Raw genomic sequence first — 19,600 nt, 5'->3', positions numbered from 1 at the left:
CCTCTAAATGCCGTCTGATGTGCCTGCCATACTAGGCCGGAGTAATCAGCATTGGCACCGGGCTGTGGCGAACGATGTGGTTAGTCGACGAGCCGATGAAAATTCGCCCGAATGGGCCAAGAGTAGACGAACCCAAAACGAGCAAGTCTCCCTTTTTCCACTTGATGGACTGAATGGCCTCTTCCCAACCGTTGCCGGAGGCTACTTCCGCATCAATGGAAAGGTCTGGGTAACGGGTATGCGCGCGGTCCATACCGCGGTCGAGCAGGCCCATAGCCTGCTCGCGCCACTCAATCATCAGGTCAGAGGAGGGGCCGTAGCCGTTCTCCGTCGGGTACATGGTCGCACCACGCGGCGTAAACGAGACCAAACGCAGGGGAACTTCCCAGCGATATGCCAGGTCAGCAGCCTTATTCAATGCATGGTGGGACTGCGGGGTGTCAATGTAGCAAATGCTGACACGGGTCACACCGTGCTTAGAAAGCTTCGCGCCGGGGATAGCCAATCCCAGCGGGATTGGCGAGTAATGCAGCAGCGCATCCGAGGTCGATCCCGCAGTAAAGCGACTGCGGTTCTTGGCGGTCCAGTCCTTGGTATTGCTTCGGCGCGTGCCAAGCAAAACCACATCGGCTTCGAATTCTTCGGCTTCGTTGCAGATAGTTGTGGATTCGCTGGAGGATTCGATAATCCGCACGGCATCGTCGTCAAGCATGCCCTTGCGCAGGCCAGCGAGCTTTAGCTCATCCTTGATGATTTTTTCAAGAGACTCGGTTTCGTGGGAAACCCAGGAGTCATTGGTGCTCAACCGAGCCAGTGAGGTCAGCGGCCAGCCGCGCGACAGTGCGCTGACAACGCGAATCTGCACCTTCGTGGTGCGAGCTAACCAAGCGGCGTAAGCAAGCGTTTCGGTGCCGTACTCGCCTGGACGCCACGCAATCATGATACGAAGCGGGCGGGAAGCCATCGCTAATCCTCCTGTGATTACTCAGAAATATCCAAGTGGTGCTTCTGGGTAATAGCCTACGTGGATAGGCGGGCATATTTAAAACGGCACCGAGGACGTGTAAAAGCTATGTATCCTGCCTGTGGGCTTAAAGAGGGCAGGGCTAGCTGGAAAAGAGACTAGACGCTTGGGTTTGTCTTTGGGTGCTCCGGGTAGTTTTCGAGGATCTTGGACAGAATCGTCTCAAGACCAGCGCCAAATTCCAGCTCTTCCTGGCTCAGCGTGCTGAACATCTCAGCCATCTGCTGATTGCGCTCTTCAGAAACACGGTGCAGCTCTTCACGGCCGCGGTCGGTCAGTTCAACGCGGACGCCACGGCGGTCTTTGCTGTCGCGGACGCGCTCCACCATGCCGGCGACCTCCAAGTGGTGCACGGCGTTGGAGGCGGTGGGCATGCGGATGGCCTCGGCCTCAGCCAACTGGCTGATACGGCAGGCGCCCAGTGCCTCCAGGGTCATCATGATGGACAGCTGCGCGCGGCTGAGCTGGGACTCCGAGGAGCGGCGGCTGTAGAGCAGCTCAGCGCGAGTCAGGAGAGGGCGAATGCGCTTAGCGAGCGACAGAGGAGTAACGGCATCAGGATTGCCAATCGAGCCCGAAGATAATGTCATAGCGACGATGTTATATGCGAACAGTGCTAGTTGCCAATACGAAATTTATTTGGGGTGCTATTTATTTTTCTACAACTGGTGATTTCGGCAATGAAATCACCAGGAATTTTCCACCAAACATCTAAAACACCAGCACAAAGTATTAAACCCATCTGCGTATAAGGTTTTTTCGGTGCTGGCAGAAACCCCCTAAAGTGTCACTTCTTCTGTACTTAGAACGTTGGGTTGGAGGTAGCCATACGGCTACTCTCGCGAACCCTTTCGGCTTGTGATATATCTCGCGGATCAACCCTCGCGGGTGTATTGCTGTCAGCTTTACGACGACTGCAGCGCACGCATCCATGGCGGGGACGAGATGGGCGCAGCAGCGAGTAGGGCGAGAAGGCGTGGAAGAGACGCGGGGAGGATAGGGGAGAGAGAAGCACAAAAGCGCCAGCGGCTACCGCATGGGTAACCGGCTGACGCTTTTCAAGGAACATGCTCTCGGAGCTGCTGGCTTATACCTTTGAGTGCTTGTGCTTTTTAGTCTTCGCCCTTGATGAACGCTTCGAGCTGTGCTCGCGCAACATCGTCGGCAAGCTGCTTCGGCGGGGACTTCATCAGGTAGGAAGAAGCGGCGTAGACCGGGCCGCCGATGCCGCGATCCTTGGCGATCTTGGCAGCGCGAACAGCATCGATGATGATGCCAGCGGAGTTCGGGGAGTCCCAGACCTCGAGCTTGTACTCAAGGTTCAGCGGCACCTCGCCGAAGGCCTTGCCCTCGAGTCGGACGTAGGCCCACTTGCGGTCGTCCAGCCAGTCCACCCAGTCGGACGGGCCGATGTGGACGTTGCGGTCATCGATCTTGCCGGCCAGTGGACCGGTGAGATTGGAGGTGACAGCCTGGGTCTTGGAGATCTTCTTGGACTCGAGGCGGTCGCGCTCGAGCATGTTCTTGAAGTCCATGTTGCCGCCGACGTTGAGCTGCAGGGTGCGCTCGAGGCGAACACCGCGGTCCTCAAATAGCTTGGCCATGACGCGGTGGGTGATGGTTGCGCCCACCTGGCTCTTGATGTCGTCGCCGACAATCGGAACCCCTGCGTCTTCGAACTTCTTGGCCCACTCCGGGTCGGAAGCGATGAAGACCGGCAGGGCGTTGACGAAGGCTACACCAGCGTCAATGGCGCACTGTGCGTAGAACTTATCGGCCTGCTCGGAACCGACTGGCAGGTAGGAGACCAGGACATCGACCTTGGCGTCCTTCAGCGCCTGAACTACGTCGACCGGTTCAGCTGGGGATTCGTCGATGGTGTCCGCGTAGTACTTGCCAACGCCGTCCAGGGTCGGGCCGCGCTGAACCTCAACGCCGAGAGTCGGGACATCGGCAATCTTGATGGTGCAGTTTTCAGAGGAAACGATGGCCTCGGAGAGGTCCTTGCCGACCTTCTTGTCGTCAACATCGAAAGCTGCGACGAACTCGACATCGGAGACGTGGTAGTCGCCGAAGACGACGTGCATGAGGCCAGGAATGGTCTCATCGGGCTTTGCATCGCGGTAGAACTCGACACCCTGCACCAGGGAGGAGGCGCAGTTGCCGACGCCGACGATAGCGACGCGAATTGAACTCATTTGGTAATTCTCCTTGAAACTATGTGCTCGGAGGCTTTGACCTCGCGCCGGGAACTCACACCGGGAACTCGCAGAAGGACCTAGCATCAGGACCCCGCGCCAGGGCCTTACGCCAGCGGTGCGGCCGTGAGTGGGTGCACGCATTGAGGTAACGAGCGTGACGTTATACCTTTATGCGTTTTTTGCCGATGCCCGAACCGTGAGGGGGCATGTGTTTACCGATAAAGCGGGGGTGAAATCAGCCCGCACGCGCCTGCTAATCTGTCTTCGTGATGACATGGCAGGGCGAGATCGATCACTCCTTGCTCAAGAAGCAGTTATTGGAGCAGTGGCGTGCAGGGGAGATTTCACGGAAATCACTCTGTGATGCCGATGCTCGGCTGGTCGCTGCCGCGCGTTTTCACGGCAGAAAGCCCCAGGAAGAGTGCCCAGTATGTCGCAAATTCGACCTCCGACTCGTATTCTGGGTGTTCGGAGAAAACTTGGGCCGTCGTTCCGGCTCTGCTTGTACTGAAAACGAATTATCCGCAATAGTTAATGAATATGGTTCGTGCACCGTCAAAGAAGTTGAGGTGTGCCCCGACTGCAAGTGGAGTTTCCTGACCCGGACACTTCAGGCAGCTCGAGAAGAGTCAGAAAACTAGGGAGAGCACCCGTGAGCAATGATCGACCCGATAGCCCAGGCGGTCCTAACAGCCCTCACGAGGGCCAGGGTTCTAATTCATCAGGCGAGTGGTGGGATCAGCCGGATGCTGATTCCTTCAATACGCACGCACGCTCCGATGACGCATCGCTTGACGACGATTCCAGCGACAGCATTGATGCTGTTTCGGTCGGTGGCAGTGACGAGGGTCTGGCTACCGATTCAGAGATGACGTCGGCAAGCGAGCCGGACCCGGAGAAGGGGCAGTACGCCCCAGATGACCATGAACCAGATGACCATGAAGAGGAAAGCTCGATGGCGCAAGAAGAACAGCCGACTGATAATAAGCGGCGAATTTTAGCGTGGCTCGGTCTAGCCGTGGCGCTGGTCGTGCTGTTGCCGGTAGTTGTGTTCGGTGTTGCTTATGCGACAACGGACGTGCCGGAGCCAGAGGAGTTGGCCAATAGCCAGATTGCGGTGATTTATGACCGCAGTGGTGAAAAGGAAATCACGCGCATCGTCCCCGAGGGCGGTAACCGAAGCAACATCACTATCGACAAGGTGCCGGATGCTGTACGCAATGCAGTGCTGGCAGCTGAGGATCGTGATTTCTATACCAACCCGGGTTTTTCCTTGACTGGTTATGCCCGTGCGGCTCTGGGAGTCGTGACTGGTAATTCCAGTGCCGGTGGCGGCTCGACCATTACGCAGCAGTACGTCAAGAATGCTGTGGTGGGCAATGAGCGCACGCTGACCCGTAAGGCCAAGGAACTGGTCATGTCGGCGAAGATGGCGCGGGAGTGGACTAAGGACGAAATCCTTGAGGCCTACCTCAACACGATTTACTTTGGTCGTAACGCATACGGTATCGCGGCAGCGTCGAAGGCCTACTTCGGTAAGGAAGTCGGTGAGCTGAATGCCGAAGAGGGTGCTGTGCTGGCAGCCTCGATTCAGCGTCCATCTGCACTGGATCCGTGGACTAACCGCCCGGAGGCTGAGCAGCGTTGGAACTACGTCCTCGATGGCCTGGTGGAGATGAACATCGTCTCGCCGCAGGACCGCGCGGGAATGCAGTACCCGGAGACCATCGATCCGGCGTTGGCGCCGAAGCAGGCTCCGGAGCCCGGCCCGGCTGCCATGATTAAGAATCAGGTTCTGGCTGAGTTGGAGCGCGAAGGTATCTCCGAGCAGGAGGTCAACACTGGCGGTCTACGCATTACGACGACCATTGACCCGACGGTGCAGCAGGCTGCCCTGGATGCGATGGAAAACTACGTCGATCAGTCAACGGGTTTGCGTGCCGCCATCGTTTCGGTGGAGCCGAAGACCGGTGCTGTCCGCGCCTACTACGGTGGCGACGATCCGACTGGTTGGGACTACGCAAACAGCGGTCTGCAGACCGGCTCTACTTTCAAGATTTTTGCGCTGGCAGCAGCTCTCGATCAAGGTATTCCACTGACCGCGCAGTACTCTTCGGCACCTGTGCAGTCCGGTAACGTCACTCTGCACAACGACGGCGGTGCCGGCGGTGGCGTGCTTCCGCTTTATGAGTCCCTGAAGCAGTCGCTGAACACCCCGTTTATTCGCCTGCAGCGCGACCTGAAGAATGGTCCGGATGACACCGCCAAAATGGCTCATCGTCTGGGCGTGGCTGAGTCCATCCCGGGTATTGAAAAGACTCTGATGGACGACAACGGTCACTCGCAGGACGGTATCGCCCTGGGTCAGTACCTCTCACGTCCGCTGGATATGGCCGTTGGTCTGGCTACCCTGACTAACGATGGCGTCTATCAGCAGACTCACTTCGTAGAGAAGGTCGAAAACTCCAAGGGCGAGATTGTTTACGAGTCCAACGCTGACAAGGGCGACCGTCGAGTTTCCAAGGCAGTGGCCACCAATATGATATCGGCCATGGAGCCTATTGCCGGTTACAGCAACAAGCCCTTGAGTGGTGGTCGCCCGTCGGCCGCCAAGACCGGTACTACGCAGTTGGGTGACACCGGCCAGAACAAGGATGCGTGGATGATCGGTTCGACACCGCAGCTGTCGACTGCAGTGTGGGTTGGCAACGTCGATGGTTCGGCGCTCTACAACTCCTATGGTGGCATCATGTACGGCTCGCAAACCCCGGGTGATCTGTGGAAGTACACCATGGATAACGCACTGTCTAACGAGGACTTTGAGTACTTCACCAAGCCGGAGCCAATCGGTGGTGTCGCAGGTGCGCCGCAGTACCAGGCGCCGTCGACCTCTGACTCTGGCTATGACCAGGGCTATGCCCCGGAGACCACAGAAGAGGAGTCGGCCGAGGAGTCGACCTCTGAGTCCTCCGAGGAGCAGCCTGCACCGCTTCCGGTTCCGGGTGGCGATGGCGGAGGCGGTGGCGGCGGAATCGCTGACCTACTGCCCATCCCGATTCCGGGAGGCGGTGGTTTCGGCGGTGGCAATGAAGGCGGCGGAGACCCCGGTAACCCTGGAGGTGGACAGTAAGTGGACACGTGGGTGATTTTCACCATCGTCTGCGTCGCGATTGGCTTCCTGATGTTCGGCACGGCCTTTTGGGGCTTCATGCAGAAGTGGAAACCGGCAATCATTTGGGCTCTGTGCCTGGCAGCTTTCCTATTCGCGACAGTCATTCCGGTGATTATTGCGTTGGCACATGCTTCCTCGACATCAATGTAGGACGCAGGCCAGGTAGTCAGTTGCTAGAGCGTTAACTGCCCACCAAGCACGCGACAACTTCACAATTCAAAGAGGCGCACGCAGTAGCTCTGTGTGCGTCTCTTTCTATTCGGCGCCCTGACACCGCTTGCCAGTACTGCTTGCCGATGGCGCCTGCGATTAGGACATATACCTCTGCCTGCGGTACCCTGGCAGGGTTGCTTGACGCAACGATCCTCCTGCTGCATAGCGGTTGGCATGAAAGACAGTGCCAGCGCACCACGCTGTGTAGCCGAAATACAAGAACTAGACCATAGGAGGTGATGAGGTCCGTGCGTCACTACGAAGTAATGATTATTATCGATCCGTCTCAGGATGAGCGCACCGTAGGCCCGTCCCTGGAGAAGTACCTCGACGTTGTCCGCAAGGAGAACGGCAAGGTGGAGAAGGTGGACATCTGGGGTAAGCGCCACCTCGCCTACCCGATCGAGAAGAAGGAAGACGGCATCTACGTTGTCGTCGACCTCACCTGCGAGTCCGCAACCGTGCTGGAACTCGACCGTCGTCTGAATCTGAACGACAGCATCCTGCGCACCAAGGTGCTGCGGGTTGATCGTTAATCTGCGTCATATTTGCGTAACCAGAGTGCTCGAATGGGACACACCGGTAATGCGAAAGTCGTAGGATAGCGGGCGAAAGCCCCATCATCAGCTCGACAGAATACAACCGAGGAGAAGAAGCATGGCTCAGGGAGACGTACAAATCACGGTGGTTGGCAACTTGGTTGCTGACCCGGAGCTTAAGTACACCCAGAATGGCACCGCCGTGGCGAATTTCCGCGTTGCGTCGACTCCGCGGGTGTACCGAGATGGCCAGTGGGTTGACGGCGAGGGCATGTTCCTCACCTGCAGCCTGTGGCGTGAGGCAGCGGAGAACGCTGTCGAAAGTCTCTCCAAGGGCATGCGCGTCATCGTCCAGGGTCGTCTGCGCCAGCGCAGTTACGAGACCCGCGAGGGCGAGCGTCGTACCGTCTTTGAGGTTGAGGTCGATGAGGTGGGCCCGTCCCTGAAGTTCGCTCGAGCTCAGGTCACGCGCACTCCACGCAACGGCGGTGGAAACTTTGGCGGCGGCAACCGCGGCCAGGGTGGAAATGCCGGTGGTGGTTTCGGCGGTGGCTTTGGTGGAAACCAGGGCAACCAGGGTGGACAGAGCGATCGCGGTTTTGGTGGCGGAGCTCCTGCGGAAGATCCGTGGAACTCAGCTCCTCCGGCCGGTGGCGGCTTCGGCGGCGATGAGCCTCCGTTCTAAACTCCTTCCAGCCACGGCACTACGTGACTAGTTTGCAGCAGATTTAGCATCCACAATTCTCAAAATCTTTTAAAGACATATCCAGCGAAAGGCAGGGATCATGAAGCTGATCCTCACCGCCGACGTTGACAAGCTCGGTGTCGCAGGCGACATCGTTGAGGTCAAGGCCGGCTACGGACGTAACTACCTGCTTCCTCGCGGACTGGCAATTGTTGCCACCCGCGGCGCAGAAAAGCAGATCGAGGGCATTCGTCGTGCCCAGGAGGCTCGCGCTATCCGCGACCTCGACCATGCACGTGAAGTCAAGCAGAAGATTGATTCGCTCGACAACGTCTCCGTTGCTGTGAAGGCTTCGGAAAATGGCAAGCTGTTCGGTTCTGTCACCAAGGGTGACATCGCCGATGCAGTTCGTAAGGCTTCCGGTCAGGCTATCGACAAGCGCGCAGTCGTGCTTGCTCCGAGCCAGATCAAGTCCCTTGGTAAGCACACCGTTGACATCGCGCTGCACCCGCAGATTACCGCGCATGTTTCCGTACAGGTCGTCGCCGCGTAAGTTCGCGGTTTAGAGTTTTTACTTTGACGGCGGCTGACGAGCACCGCGTTTAAAGACTGCGCGGGCTCTGAGGCCCAATGACAACAGCACACGTGAAGCTCTGATCTTTCGTAGTGAAAGGTCGGGGCTTTTCGTGGTTTAAGGCTGGTTTAAAGCCTTTTACGCAGGTGCTGGAAAGAGCGTCTACGACTTGTCCACAGGCTAACGACGATTGCTGTGGATAGACCTGTGGGTAACTTGCCTGGCTGCCGTGGATAACTTTTCTGGAGAGCGCGAGATTTTTATTAATTCATCGTTAATAATCTCCGCATGAGCAGCATCGATGCTAAAGGGGTAGCAGAGGATTACATTTGTGCAGGATTAAGGCAAATACGCACTGACCTGCGTAGATAGAATATTTTCGGATTGAAACTCCGCTACCCCCGTTAACATTCAAGCGGCGGTTTAGGGTTACGGACCGTTCACCTGGACTTTTCTTGATTGTGCACATGTTCTCCCCAGGCTTATCCACAGGTGCTGTGGATAACTTCGGGGATAAACACCGTAGAAGATTGTTTTCTGGGGACTCCAAGGGTACTTTTACAGGTCCATCAATCCGCTCGAACAGGTATAACTGCGGTAGGTAGTCAGGTGTCCACTGCTGGCGGTCGGAACAGACATATTGAGTGTGACGGTCAGTCAGCAACAGGGTTGAAAAGGCACCTAAGTGGTCCAGAAGGGGAGGAGCTGCTCACGATGAGTCAGCCTGTAGGTGATGGTGGTCATTCCGGAGCAGGGGACGAGGCGTCCTCCTACTCGGTAAATTCCCACGATGATTCCTTCGATGACGTTCCGCTGCCCCCGGAACCGCCGGTAGAGGATGCGCCACCGGAGGAGTATTCCTTCTCGCAGAGCTCGGGCAACGGATCGTCGGCAAGCGGATCTGGGGCGCGGGACTGGGAGCGAGACCGTGGTCGTGGCGCTCGTGCGAGTGCGGTCGCGGGCGCGACTTTTGAGCGCACCCCGCCGCACAATATCGAGGCGGAGCAGAGTGTGCTCGGCGCGATGCTGCTGAACTCAGAGGTCGTTGCGGATGTGTACGAGCAGCTGACGCCGGAGGATTTCTACCGGCCAGCGCACCAGACGATTTACTCGGCGATTTTGCACCTCTACGGTGAGTCCTCGGAAATTGACCCCATTTTGCTGGCAGGTCGTCTGGATCGAACTGGAGACCTGGAGCGCATCGGTGGTCCGCTGTACCTGCACACCTTGGCCTCCCTGGTGCCAACGGCGGCGAATGCGCAGTTCTATGCCCGCATTGTTGCGGAGAAGGCGACAATCCGTCGCCTGGTAGAGGCCGGCACGAAAATCGCCCAGATTGGCTATGCGGGCGCGGAGGACACGGAGCCGGAGCAGCTGGTGGATGAGGCGCAGCAGCTCATTTTCAGCGTTGGACGTGAGAACACGAAGAATGACTACGTTCCCATCGCCGATGTCCTGGATGACACGCTGGAGGAACTGGATCTTATTACCCAAAACGGCGGTCTGGCGCAGGGTGTGCCGACGGGGATTACCAACCTGGACAAGCTGACAAATGGCCTTCACCCAGGTCAGATGGTGATTATTGCGGCCCGTCCGGGTGTGGGTAAGTCCACGCTTGCAATGGACTTCATGCGTTCGGCCTCGATTCGCAACGGCATGACCAGCGCAATTTTCTCGTTGGAAATGTCGCGCAACGAAATCATGATGCGCATCATGTCCGCAGAGGCGAAGATCAACATGGCATCTTTGCGCTCCGGTGACCTGGATGAGCGGGACTGGACAAAGCTGGTCGAGGTCGGCGACAAGATTCGTGATGCTCCGCTGTTTATTGATGACTCGCCGAACCTGACCATGATGGAAATTCGCGCGAAGGCACGTCAGCTGAAGCAGAAGCACGATCTGAAGATGATCGTGGTCGACTACCTGCAGCTGATGAGCTCGGGTAAAAAAGTCGAGTCCAGGCAGCAAGAGGTCTCGGAGTTCTCCCGTCAGCTCAAGTTGTTGGCGAAGGAGCTCGAGGTACCGCTGATTGCAATTTCGCAGCTGAATCGTGGTCCGGAAGCTCGCACAGATAAGAAGCCACAGGTCTCGGACCTGCGTGAGTCGGGTTCGCTGGAGCAGGATGCCGATATCGTCATGCTGATTTACCGGCCGGACTCGCAGGAGGCTGACCATGAACGTGCTGGTGAGGCGGATATTATCGTCGCAAAGCACCGTGGTGGACCGACCGGAAGCATTGCTGTGGCCCACCAGCTGCATTACTCCAGGTTCGCCAACCTGGCGGAGGAGCCCAGCGGTTCTCTCTAGGTGCCTGGCCTAGCCACCCAGAATTAGTGCAATCCGGGTGGCTAGGTAAGGTGAGTGACAGTCAATAGGGCGAGTTTTCGTGCGTTGATGGTTTTGAAGGTTTTGAGGGTTACGCGGAGTCGTCGGGAAGCGGGGAAGCACTATGTCACCAACTGCCGCTCCCGTGGCAGCGGAGGCCAAAGCGAAAAGGCAGAAGAGTGCGCCGAAACAGCGCGTCGGTTGGGTAGATGCGGCTAAGGGGCTGTGCATTCTTTTAGTTGTGCTTGGCCATGCCATCACAGAGCTGCAAGCGCACGGTTACTACACGGCGCAGTGGGCGGGGATTAACTTCTTCCTCGGACCAATCCGTATGCCGCTGTTTTTCCTGCTATCTGGGCTGTTCGCCGGCAAGGCACTTAAGGAGTCGTGGCATAAGTTAGCCAATCGCCGAATCTGGGTGATGGTCTATCTCTACGTGATTTGGGTTCCACTGCGTGACTTCGTGCTTTTCCTCATGCCGTATACGCACGTGGATGCCGATGGCATAGTATCTCCGCCGCCGATCACGGACCACAGCGCGTGGGGGCCGCGAATTTACAACACGCTTCACGCGATCATCGAACCAACTTCCTACCTTTGGTTCCTGTGGGCGCTGGCGCTGTTCGCAATTCTCACACGAGCATTTCGCTGGGTACATCCGGTGATTCAGCTCATCGTTACAGGCCTCATTAGTGCATGGGCACCTTTTGCCTCGTCCAGCTGGTCGTGGGACTTTGTCACCAAGATGCTGTTCTTCTACGTGCTGGGCATGTACGGTGCGCCCTGGATTTTCCGGATGGCACAGCGTCGCAGCGGCCTCTCACTGCTAGTGACGCTGACGGCGTTCCTGTCGGTGGCGATCTGGGTGCAGGCGACCTACTCGAGCTTTAACGAAGGCAACGTCGGCTTCACCCGCGTGTACCTGTCCACCACTGGCGCACTGGCTGCAATCAATATTATGGCGATGCTGCAGAACACTCGCCTAGTTGTGCCCTTTGAAAAGGTTGGCGGCCGAACGCTGCCTATCTTCCTCATGCACATTCCAATGTTGGTTGTGGTCATGATTATTTGTGACCTCATTCTGCCGAAGGACCCACATTTGGTCATCATGACGCCGCTGGTGACTATCATTGCGGCGATGCTGTGTCTTGGTCTGCACAGGTTGCTGCTTGCCATCGGTGCCGGGTGGCTCTTTGTCCGTCCTGCGTGGGTAGTGCGCATGACTACGCCGGGGCAGCGTGCCCTTCAGCGCAGTCAGAATCCTTCTTCCCTGCCTGAAGGCGAGGCTCCGCGGCAGCCTAAGAGCGAACCTGCTTCCTAATTCAGCTCAACAAGGCGGTAGCGTGGAACCGGGAGCCGATCAGGCGGCAGAAGTGACACAGAGAATAGCCATGAAGAAATGAGAAAGCCATGCGTCTAGCAACGTTGCGATACCAGGGTGCAACCCGCGCCGCTGTTCTCGGCGACGGCGTAGCGGTCCTTTTTGATGACCACTGTCTCGGAGATGTGTTAGCGCGGCCAACGTGGCGTCGTGAAGCGGAAGAACTCTTGGCGGAGGCGGGGAACAACCCTGACAACGTCATGGCGGAGAGCGCGTGGGCGTTCGCACCGCTGATTACGCGGCCGGGCAAAATCGTCTGCGTCGGCTTGAACTATGCCGCGCACATCGACGAGATGGGGCACCAGCGCCCCGAGGTGCCAACGTTATTTGCGAAGTTTGCCGATGCCGTCGCCGGTGCGAAGGATGATATCCGAGTGCCGGAGGCCTGCGCGGAGAAGCTCGATTACGAAGGCGAGCTCGCGGTTATCGTCGGCGAGACCTGCCTGCGGGTGTCGGAGGAGCAGGCACAGGACGCTATCGCTGGGTACGCGATTATGAATGACTTCACTCAGCGCGATTTCCAGTACGCTACCGCGCAGTGGCTACAGGGGAAGACGTTGCAGCGCGCCAGTGCTTTCGGGCCGTGGATGCTCACGGCCGATGCTTTCGATGCGGACTCCGCGCGGGTGCGCACATACGTCGACGGAGAGCTGCGCCAGGATGCACCGATTGCGGACCTTGTTTTCTCCCCGGCGAAGTTGATCGCCTACATCTCACAGTTCGTGCAGCTGAACCCGGGCGATGTCATCTCCACGGGAACGCCGGCGGGTGTTGGACACGGCATGAGCCCGCAGACCTACCTTCAGGATGGTCAGGAAATGGTCATCACCATCGATGGCCTGGGTAAACAGGCCAACACTGTCCGCATCAACCACTAGCTCGCGCCGCTTTACGACGTTCCCGCGAACCCGGCGGGAATGAATCGACCCCCGCGTGCGTTGTGGGAGACTAACGGGTAAAAACCTACGTAAAGAACGTGAAGTTAGAACACGACGTTAAAGAGTAAGAGGAGTTAGACCCATGGCAACTGTTGATATTACGAACGAGACTTTCGCTGAGACTATTCAGAACAACGACATCGTGCTCGTTGATGCCTGGGCATCCTGGTGCGGTCCGTGCCGCCAGTTCGCCCCGATTTATGAGAAGGCTTCCGAGAAGCACTCAGAGGTAGTGTTCGCAAAGCTGGACACCGATGCCAACCAGGAGGTTTCGGCAGCCATGGGCATTCAGTCGATTCCGACGCTGTTTGTTTTCCGCGAGGGAATCCTGCTGTTCCAGCACTCTGGTGTGCTGCCGGAGGCCGCCCTGAGCGATCTGGTTGGCCAGGCTTCGGAGCTGAACATGGATGATGTCCGTGCGCAAATTGCCGAGCAGGCCGCACAGGATAGCGCTACCGAGTAAACTCTGCGGTTCAGCCCGCATACTGTGCGTTTTCCGACTTGGAGCACTTCCGCGTAAGCCCCCGCGCCTGAACTAGCCCTCAAGCGCGCGGGGGCTTTTTGTATCTAGTCCGCGCGCTGGCCACGAATGAGCCAGCCAATACCAAAGCCAGCGAGTGCTGCTACTAGCGCCCACAGGGCTGGAGCGACTTTGTTTGAGTCCTCCTCAATCGACAGTGGTGCGCTGGTGCGGGCGTGCTTTGTCTCCTTCTCACCTGTTGGCAGAACCTGCCCGTCTGGGAACACGTGCTTGACAGCTTCGGTGAGTTCGTTGGCGGTCAGGTTTTTGCCCAGAACCGCGATAGCGTAACGGTCATCGTCGCCAAGGAATCCGGCAGTGGTGTGCTGCTCTTCGTACCAACCGGACTTGTTGGCAATCGTTTCCTTCGGTAGCGCTGCACGCAGACCGAAGTTCTGGTCTGCATCGCCGTAGGAGTAGCGCGGCAGTGAGTACATCAGCTGACGCATGTATTTGGTCTCCGTGTCGCTCAGCCCGCCTTCTTCGCTCAGCATCCGGTCAAAGTAGGCAACCATGTCGGCTGGCGTACTGGTGGTGGCTCCCCACATAGGTGAGCCGACAGTCTTATCCGAGAGGCCGTAGCGCTGTCGGACATTGTCAACGATGCGTACACCGCCGTAGGAATCCCACAGCTCGTCAGTTGCTTCGTTGTTGGAGTATCGAATCATGTCGTCGCGCAGCATGGCGTCGGGGTTGCCCTCAACCGGCATATCACCCTGGCCAGCGACAATCTCGCCCTTCTTCGGCTGCGTGTAGTTGGAATAGGCCACAACGTCGGCGACGAATACCTTCATCAGGCTGGCGAGGCGAAAAACATCATCACAGTGTGAGTTGCAGATGAACTCACCGGTCTGGCGATCCAGAATGCCCATGCCGAGCATGCCGCCCTTAGCGTCGAACTTCTCAGTCACTTCGTCGAGACGAGTTTGCACGCCAAGGCCCCACTGGGTCTTCGCCCCTGGCACAAGTGGGGGAAACTCCTTCGGCTCACTTTTCACAGTGCTTTCCGACGGCTCCGTCGAGGACGTTTCCGATGTCGGTGAAGAGGTTTTCTCGGTCGACTTCTCAGCCGACTGTTCCGCCGACTTCTCTGCGGTTCGCCCTGTGCTCTTCTCGGGAGCCTTTTCAGTTGGCTTTTCGGTGGTCTTCTTGGTTTTTGCGTCGGAGGGCTTAGCCGGCTCCGTTGACGATGGAGCTGCTACGACTACCTGCGAAAATGCACCGGTATCGGTGGAGTCAGCAGTTGCGGTGACTGTCGCGTTAGCCAGCGGCGCAGTTGCTGACAGAGTAATTACCGCGGCGAGACTCGCGGCCAGTCCGCGGTACGTGCGTTGAGGGCAATGAACCATGTTTAGAGAGTTTACAACTCTGGGGGAGTCTTGCTTGTCGGTAACCAGCTCTTTCCGTTTGCCGAGAGAGAGCGAGCTAGCTCACGTACAATTTTTTAAGAGATGGAATCTTCTCGGTTCCGATTAGTTATTCCGCATATGTTGAGGAAGGTTGGATTTGCATGGCTAATCCATTTGCCAAGGGCTGGAAGTACATGATGTCTTCGTTCGATAAGAAGATCGAGGACAATGCGGATCCTAAGGTTCAGATTGCACAGGCAGCTGAGGCCGAGCGTCAGCGCCATCAGGAGATTCAGCGTCAGGCTGCGGCTATCATCGGCAACCGCAATCAGCTGGAAATGCAGCTGGGGCGGTTGACCTCTGAGCGTGACAAGATTACCGAGAACACCCGGCAGGCACTCGCCAATGCGGATCAAGCTCGTGCCAAGGGCGATGAGGCCACTGCACAGAAGATGGAAAGCACTGCTGAGGTGTTTGCCACCCAGCTGGTGAATGTTGAAAAGGAGCTGGAAAATACTACGCAGCTCCACCAGCAGGCCGTATCTGCTGCTGAGGAGGCACAGCGTCAGGCGCAGCAGTCGCAGGCTCGCTACGAGCAGATTAAGCAGGATATCCGCAAGCTGGAGTCGCAGGCCGATCAGGCCAAGATGCAAGAGACCGCGTCGAAGACTCTCCAGAGCATGCAGGGTATTTCCGAGGATCCGAATGTGCCGACTTTGGATTCGGTCCGTGAGAAGATTGAAGGCCGCTACGCCAATGCGTTGGGCGCTCAGGAGCTCGCGGAATCCTCACAGGCAGGTCGTATGGCTGAGATCGAGACTTCGACTCGCGATGCCGCTGCTGACATGCGTCTGGCCGAAATTCGTGCCCAGATGAATAATGAAAACGCTGCTCTCGAATCCGGTTCTGCCGCGAAGGATAACGCCGGCGAGCTGGAGGCCGCCGAGTCCGCCGAGTCCGTTGAGGCCGTTGAGGACACCACAACGGACGCAGACGAAGCGAAGTAGCGTTCACCAGTTGCCAACAATCGTCAACAAGAAAGTGTCGGGGTTTATGTCAGTTTGAGCGGGAAAAACCACCCTAAACTGACATAAACCCCGACACTTTCTCGCACCAGCAGCGCCAGCAGCGACAGTAGCGCCAGCAGCGACAGTAGCGCCAGCAGTGCTGAAGCCACCGAAACTGCCGAATCCGTGAGGCGCGCTATTACTCCAATTCGCCGTTCTTCCGCGCGAGCAGCACTCCGCGGATACCGGCGTGGAAACCATCGCGCAGATTGACGCGCTGCGTCTCCGTCAGCGTGTATTCGTGCAGGGTTTCGCACGCAAACTGCAGCAGCGGACGATCAATGTCCGGTGGCAGCCCACCACCAGAGAGCAAGTGGGCACTATCGCGCGCCTGCTCGTTTGCAATATTCTCGTACCACCAGTTCGCGTACTGCTGTCCCACATCGAACGGCGTCTGAAAACCCGCGGATGCCCACACCTCGTTCGGCAGGGGCACGTATCGACTACGCAGCTTCCTCCTTGGCGCCATCATCGAAGGATTCGGCCGCGGGCTTGGTTTCGGCGTACTCGTGTTGGCACCGTCTTCGCTTGTCGACGACTCCGTCGCCGACTCCCCACTGCCGGTTGCAGTCGACGACGCGGAATCGGAGGCAGACGCGCCTGCATGCTCGGCTCCGGTGTTGTTCACAGTGTCGTTACCAGCCCCACTGCCAGTGTTGACTGTCGCGCCGGGCATGGTCGCTGGAGAAGGCTGTGCTGGCTGCGTTGGCTGCGTTGGTGAGGCAGCCGAAACGCCCGAAGCAGCGGAATCCACCCGTGTAGCTTCCGAACCGCCGGTGCGCTCTACCTCAGCGCGGTGCTCAGCCTGCGCCGGGATTTCCCGGGCACCCATCTTGGCCGCGTGCTCGACCTCGTTGAACTTCGGCGAGTCGGCCTTGGCCGTCGGCGTGGCTGCGGCATTGTCTTCGCTGCGACAGTCGGAGTCGCTGTCAGCCGTGGGGGATGGCACAACGCGCTGGTCCTGCGGAACCTCCGGAGTGCCGGCCTCCGGCGAAGCAGCGTCACCGTCGGCAGCGGAGGGAGTGTTCTCCGTGCCGTCGTCAAGCGAGCCCTCGCCCGGAGGAGTGATGCGCGTATCCGGCACGCAGGTGGCGCCGAGATCCTCGATTGGTTCGGCATCGCCCAGCGGCTTATTCGTGCGGACGACCGGTGGGATTGGGCCTTCAAGGACGTTGAGCTGCATGGCGTCGGCGAAGTCCTCGCGGGGATCGAGGATTGTCGTCGAATCGCAGGCATGGCGAAGTGCACCGGACATGGAGTCCCAGCCGAAGCCGTAGAGATGCACACGCACACCGGCAGCCGAAGCCTCAGCGACGCCGGGCAGCATGTCCGCATCGCCCGAGACCAGCACGATATCGGAAACTTGGTTGCGCAGGCCGGCGACGACCATGTCTGCGACGAGTCGCGTATCGACGGCCTTCTGAGTCCGTCGGTCACCCCATTCAATGAGCTGACCTGCGCGCAGCTGCACACCATCAATCGTGCGCAGTGAGCGCTGGTAACGATGCGGCCCCGACTCCGGGATGCCGTCGTACCAAAGTTGCCGCTGAACTGGCTGGTTCAGCTGCTGGTTAATCATTCGGTCAAGGACACTAACTACTTCTCTAAGGTCGATTTCTAATTGCCCGCGGGCTCCGGTTTCCCACGAGTTGTAAAAGCTCGCCAATAAATATGACGTATCGACGAACACCAATGTGCGTTCAAGCATGGCTCCTAATTCCTGATTCTTTATTAACTAAATAAGCAAACCGGTTACATCGACAAGGATGCCCGAATAATTCATTCTATGCGCTAAACATGTTTAACTTCAGGGACTATTCTTAATAAGCCGCATCACTTTGACCGCCCTTCGCGGGTTGGCAGGAGTGCGAGTCGACGAGAAGGCACCGATCAATTTAGGTATTGACGTGCAAAGAAATCGCCCCGCGAAGAGTACGACCACACAGGAGAAGGGGAGTTACAAACAGGTATGAGACGCTGGTTCGGCCTATTGGTTCTCATTACTGTGTTGGGACAAGCGGTTTTCAACGGCGGTCGCGTGCTGCTTTCTTGGCGAGTCCTCGATTTTGGCGGTTCCGCCGCCACCGTCGGCTGGTTCACTGCCGCATTTTCACTTGTACCTCTTATTATTGCGCTTCCCGCCGGCAAGCTTGTCGACAGTCATCGCGCCACCGAAGTCATGTACTCCGGTCTCGTCGCCACCGTCATCGCGGCAGCAGTAATGGCGCTCTCGCCGAACCTACCTATTCTTCTGCTCGGCTACGTGGCCCTGGGTTTTGCCCACATGACCACGCTCATCGCCGCTCAAGGCATGGTTTCGCACCTGCGTGGCGGCGTCGCCGGGCTCGATAGCCTCTTTGCTTATTTCACGCTCGGAATTTCCGTCGGGCAGTTCCTCGGCATTGTCGGTGCAGGTCTGCTCACTCCCAACCACGACGGCAGCGCCATGACCGCCACCACTTCTGCGCTCTGGGCGATGACGGGAATCGGCGCGGTCGCCCTGGTCATCGGCTGGCCGGTCGCAACTGCTTATCGACGGCACGAAGCGAATGCAGCCGCCGAAGTGCAAGCTGCTAGCTCAACTGAGCAATCCCCGGCGTCGACTGTTAGCGACCGCAGCCGGATGGACAAGAGGCGGCCGGCGCAGGCCGAAGCCAGCGGCGCATCGGTCCTAAGCATCCTGCGTATCGACGGCATGTCCAGCGCCATGGCTGTATCAATTGCGGTCATCGTAGCCATTGACCTGTTGACGGCATATGTGCCGGTGCTGGGACGCGAACTGGGCTTTAGTGTTGCCGAGGTGACGGCAATCCTTGGTGCGCGTAGTGGCCTCGCGATTATTTCCCGAGCCCTCATGCCGACTGTTTTGAACCGAGCTAATCGCAATCGAGTCCTTATCATTGCAGTTTGTGCCGGTGTCCTGCCGCTTTTGGCAATGCCGTGGCTACAGAGTGCGTGGCTGATGGTTGTCGCAGTTGGTATCTGTGGCTTGGCGTGGGGTTTTGTCATGCCCATGTCAATGACGTGGGTGAGCTCCCTGGTGGATGCCGAGGTGCGCGCTCAGGCGCTATCCATCCGACTGATGGGTAACCGCTTGGCGCAGGTCATCCTGCCGCCGGTTGCTGGTTTGGGTGCTACCGCGATGGGTGCAGGCAGCGTGTTTCTGGGTGCGGGTGCGCTGATGGGGGTCGCGTCTGCCACTGCTTGGCGACGACTCGCAGGTGACAAGGCGGCTCTGACTAAGTAATTGGTCGATTGCTGAGTTGCTGAAAAGTAGCGCCCGAGCCGTAGGAAGGCTCAAATCTGGCGTACAGAGTTAACTAAAGTGATTCGTTTTCCAGGTTCTACCAGCGGATTCGCTTAAATAGGGGCATGTGTGTAATGTATCTGGAGGTCAGCGTGGCCAGGCAGTTTATGTGTTTGGTTGGTTGATGTGGGGGAAATGTTTTCGTGCGGTTAGCCGCTGGGAGTCGTTGGTTTGACTTTCTGGTTAATTGTTTGTTAATGTTTTCTCTCGCTGCTCACGTGGTGGTTGCCCTGGTTGGGGTGGTTGTCTTCGTGGGTGTGTGTTGTGTGAGAACTCAATAGTGTGCCGATGTACTAACTAATACT

Annotated in this window: 18 protein-coding genes; 12 read left to right on the top strand and 6 right to left on the bottom strand. The window is 57.8% G+C overall.

Features of this window, described 5'->3' with window-relative positions; genetic code table 11:
* Window positions 1–31 precede the first annotated feature (31 nt).
* The 3 genes from CRD18_RS07525 to CRD18_RS07515 form a co-directional block, all read right to left on the bottom strand.
* On the bottom strand, window positions 32–964 hold the full coding sequence (locus CRD18_RS07525; RefSeq protein WP_069358890.1) for a universal stress protein: 933 nt from the start codon (window positions 962–964) through the stop codon (window positions 32–34).
* A 158-nt stretch (window positions 965–1,122) separates the two neighbouring features.
* Entirely contained in the window at window positions 1,123–1,614 is a 492-nt protein-coding gene (locus CRD18_RS07520; RefSeq protein ID WP_048733166.1) for a MarR family winged helix-turn-helix transcriptional regulator, read from the bottom strand.
* A gap of 522 nt (window positions 1,615–2,136) precedes the next feature.
* On the bottom strand, window positions 2,137–3,222 hold the full coding sequence (locus CRD18_RS07515) for an inositol-3-phosphate synthase (RefSeq protein ID WP_016421706.1): 1,086 nt from the start codon (window positions 3,220–3,222) through the stop codon (window positions 2,137–2,139).
* A gap of 272 nt (window positions 3,223–3,494) precedes the next feature.
* On the opposite strand from CRD18_RS07515, the gene CRD18_RS07510 reads away from it, so the two are divergent.
* From CRD18_RS07510 to trxA, 10 genes are all read left to right on the top strand, one after another.
* Window positions 3,495–3,866: a DUF5318 family protein gene (locus tag CRD18_RS07510; protein ID WP_224433683.1), complete on the top strand. Its 372-nt coding sequence runs from the start codon at window positions 3,495–3,497 to the stop codon at window positions 3,864–3,866.
* Between the two features lie 11 nt (window positions 3,867–3,877).
* Entirely contained in the window at window positions 3,878–6,355 is a 2,478-nt protein-coding gene (locus CRD18_RS07505; protein ID WP_016421705.1) for a transglycosylase domain-containing protein, read from the top strand.
* On the top strand, window positions 6,356–6,547 hold the full coding sequence (locus CRD18_RS07500) for a hypothetical protein (RefSeq protein ID WP_016421704.1): 192 nt from the start codon (window positions 6,356–6,358) through the stop codon (window positions 6,545–6,547).
* Between the two features lie 311 nt (window positions 6,548–6,858).
* On the top strand, window positions 6,859–7,146 hold the full coding sequence (gene rpsF / locus CRD18_RS07495; RefSeq protein ID WP_005511978.1) for a 30S ribosomal protein S6: 288 nt from the start codon (window positions 6,859–6,861) through the stop codon (window positions 7,144–7,146).
* A 121-nt stretch (window positions 7,147–7,267) separates the two neighbouring features.
* The gene (locus CRD18_RS07490; protein WP_005511984.1) at window positions 7,268–7,834 is read left to right on the top strand and encodes a single-stranded DNA-binding protein; all 567 of its coding nucleotides are present in this window, start codon (window positions 7,268–7,270) and stop codon (window positions 7,832–7,834) included.
* Between the two features lie 100 nt (window positions 7,835–7,934).
* Entirely contained in the window at window positions 7,935–8,387 is a 453-nt protein-coding gene (rplI, locus tag CRD18_RS07485) for a 50S ribosomal protein L9 (RefSeq protein ID WP_005511982.1), read from the top strand.
* A gap of 735 nt (window positions 8,388–9,122) precedes the next feature.
* A complete protein-coding gene (dnaB, locus tag CRD18_RS07480) occupies window positions 9,123–10,715 on the top strand; it encodes a replicative DNA helicase (RefSeq protein WP_049170075.1) in 1,593 nt (530 codons plus the stop codon).
* A 142-nt stretch (window positions 10,716–10,857) separates the two neighbouring features.
* The gene (locus CRD18_RS07475) at window positions 10,858–12,054 is read left to right on the top strand and encodes an acyltransferase family protein (protein ID WP_049189420.1); all 1,197 of its coding nucleotides are present in this window, start codon (window positions 10,858–10,860) and stop codon (window positions 12,052–12,054) included.
* Between the two features lie 89 nt (window positions 12,055–12,143).
* On the top strand, window positions 12,144–12,992 hold the full coding sequence (locus CRD18_RS07470; protein WP_016421701.1) for a fumarylacetoacetate hydrolase family protein: 849 nt from the start codon (window positions 12,144–12,146) through the stop codon (window positions 12,990–12,992).
* A 142-nt stretch (window positions 12,993–13,134) separates the two neighbouring features.
* On the top strand, window positions 13,135–13,515 hold the full coding sequence (trxA, locus tag CRD18_RS07465; RefSeq protein WP_070866426.1) for a thioredoxin: 381 nt from the start codon (window positions 13,135–13,137) through the stop codon (window positions 13,513–13,515).
* A gap of 104 nt (window positions 13,516–13,619) precedes the next feature.
* Here trxA and CRD18_RS07460 read toward each other — a convergent pair whose 3' ends face one another.
* Complete coding sequence (locus tag CRD18_RS07460; RefSeq protein WP_070549571.1) at window positions 13,620–14,921, bottom strand: serine hydrolase; 1,302 nt, start codon at window positions 14,919–14,921, stop codon at window positions 13,620–13,622.
* Between the two features lie 161 nt (window positions 14,922–15,082).
* Here CRD18_RS07460 and CRD18_RS07455 point away from each other — a divergent pair, with 161 nt between their 5' ends.
* Window positions 15,083–15,928 carry a PspA/IM30 family protein gene (locus CRD18_RS07455; protein WP_070429053.1) on the top strand — a complete coding sequence of 282 codons (846 nt, stop codon included), beginning with the start codon at window positions 15,083–15,085 and terminating at the stop codon, window positions 15,926–15,928.
* Window positions 15,929–15,972: 44 nt separating this feature from the next.
* Here CRD18_RS07455 and CRD18_RS11160 read toward each other — a convergent pair whose 3' ends face one another.
* Together CRD18_RS11160 and CRD18_RS07450 are read right to left on the bottom strand one after the other, a co-directional pair.
* Window positions 15,973–16,098, bottom strand: a complete 126-nt coding sequence (locus tag CRD18_RS11160; RefSeq protein WP_255456202.1) for a hypothetical protein — start codon at window positions 16,096–16,098, stop codon at window positions 15,973–15,975.
* Window positions 16,099–16,127: 29 nt separating this feature from the next.
* The gene (locus CRD18_RS07450; protein WP_070866427.1) at window positions 16,128–17,696 is read right to left on the bottom strand and encodes an NYN domain-containing protein; all 1,569 of its coding nucleotides are present in this window, start codon (window positions 17,694–17,696) and stop codon (window positions 16,128–16,130) included.
* Between the two features lie 261 nt (window positions 17,697–17,957).
* Here CRD18_RS07450 and CRD18_RS07445 point away from each other — a divergent pair, with 261 nt between their 5' ends.
* Window positions 17,958–19,235 carry an MFS transporter gene (locus CRD18_RS07445; protein WP_048732259.1) on the top strand — a complete coding sequence of 426 codons (1,278 nt, stop codon included), beginning with the start codon at window positions 17,958–17,960 and terminating at the stop codon, window positions 19,233–19,235.
* The last annotated feature ends 365 nt before the right edge of the window (window positions 19,236–19,600 follow it).

It is taken from the genome of Corynebacterium sp. LK31 (assembly GCF_014335015.1).
GTDB classification, from domain to species: domain Bacteria; phylum Actinomycetota; class Actinomycetes; order Mycobacteriales; family Mycobacteriaceae; genus Corynebacterium; species Corynebacterium jeikeium_D.
The sequence above is the reverse complement of the archived record's forward strand: the minus strand, read 5'-3'. Positions and strand labels throughout refer to the sequence as shown.

Bases quoted from the DNA above. Each gene is read 5' to 3' on its own strand.
- CRD18_RS07510 (WP_224433683.1), top strand. From the start codon at position 3,495: ATGACATGGCAGGGCGAGATCGATCACTCCTTGCTCAAGAAGCAGTTA.
- CRD18_RS07475 (WP_049189420.1), top strand. From the start codon at position 10,858: ATGTCACCAACTGCCGCTCCCGTGGCAGCGGAGGCCAAAGCGAAAAGG.
- trxA (WP_070866426.1), top strand. From the start codon at position 13,135: ATGGCAACTGTTGATATTACGAACGAGACTTTCGCTGAGACTATTCAG.
- CRD18_RS07520 (WP_048733166.1), bottom strand. From the start codon at position 1,614: ATGACATTATCTTCGGGCTCGATTGGCAATCCTGATGCCGTTACTCCT.
- CRD18_RS07445 (WP_048732259.1), top strand. From the start codon at position 17,958: ATGAGACGCTGGTTCGGCCTATTGGTTCTCATTACTGTGTTGGGACAA.
- CRD18_RS07450 (WP_070866427.1), bottom strand. From the start codon at position 17,696: ATGCTTGAACGCACATTGGTGTTCGTCGATACGTCATATTTATTGGCG.
- CRD18_RS07490 (WP_005511984.1), top strand. From the start codon at position 7,268: ATGGCTCAGGGAGACGTACAAATCACGGTGGTTGGCAACTTGGTTGCT.
- CRD18_RS07525 (WP_069358890.1), bottom strand. From the start codon at position 964: ATGGCTTCCCGCCCGCTTCGTATCATGATTGCGTGGCGTCCAGGCGAG.
- CRD18_RS07470 (WP_016421701.1), top strand. From the start codon at position 12,144: ATGCGTCTAGCAACGTTGCGATACCAGGGTGCAACCCGCGCCGCTGTT.
- CRD18_RS07455 (WP_070429053.1), top strand. From the start codon at position 15,083: ATGGCTAATCCATTTGCCAAGGGCTGGAAGTACATGATGTCTTCGTTC.
- rplI (WP_005511982.1), top strand. From the start codon at position 7,935: ATGAAGCTGATCCTCACCGCCGACGTTGACAAGCTCGGTGTCGCAGGC.
- CRD18_RS07515 (WP_016421706.1), bottom strand. From the start codon at position 3,222: ATGAGTTCAATTCGCGTCGCTATCGTCGGCGTCGGCAACTGCGCCTCC.
- CRD18_RS07460 (WP_070549571.1), bottom strand. From the start codon at position 14,921: ATGGTTCATTGCCCTCAACGCACGTACCGCGGACTGGCCGCGAGTCTC.
- dnaB (WP_049170075.1), top strand. From the start codon at position 9,123: ATGAGTCAGCCTGTAGGTGATGGTGGTCATTCCGGAGCAGGGGACGAG.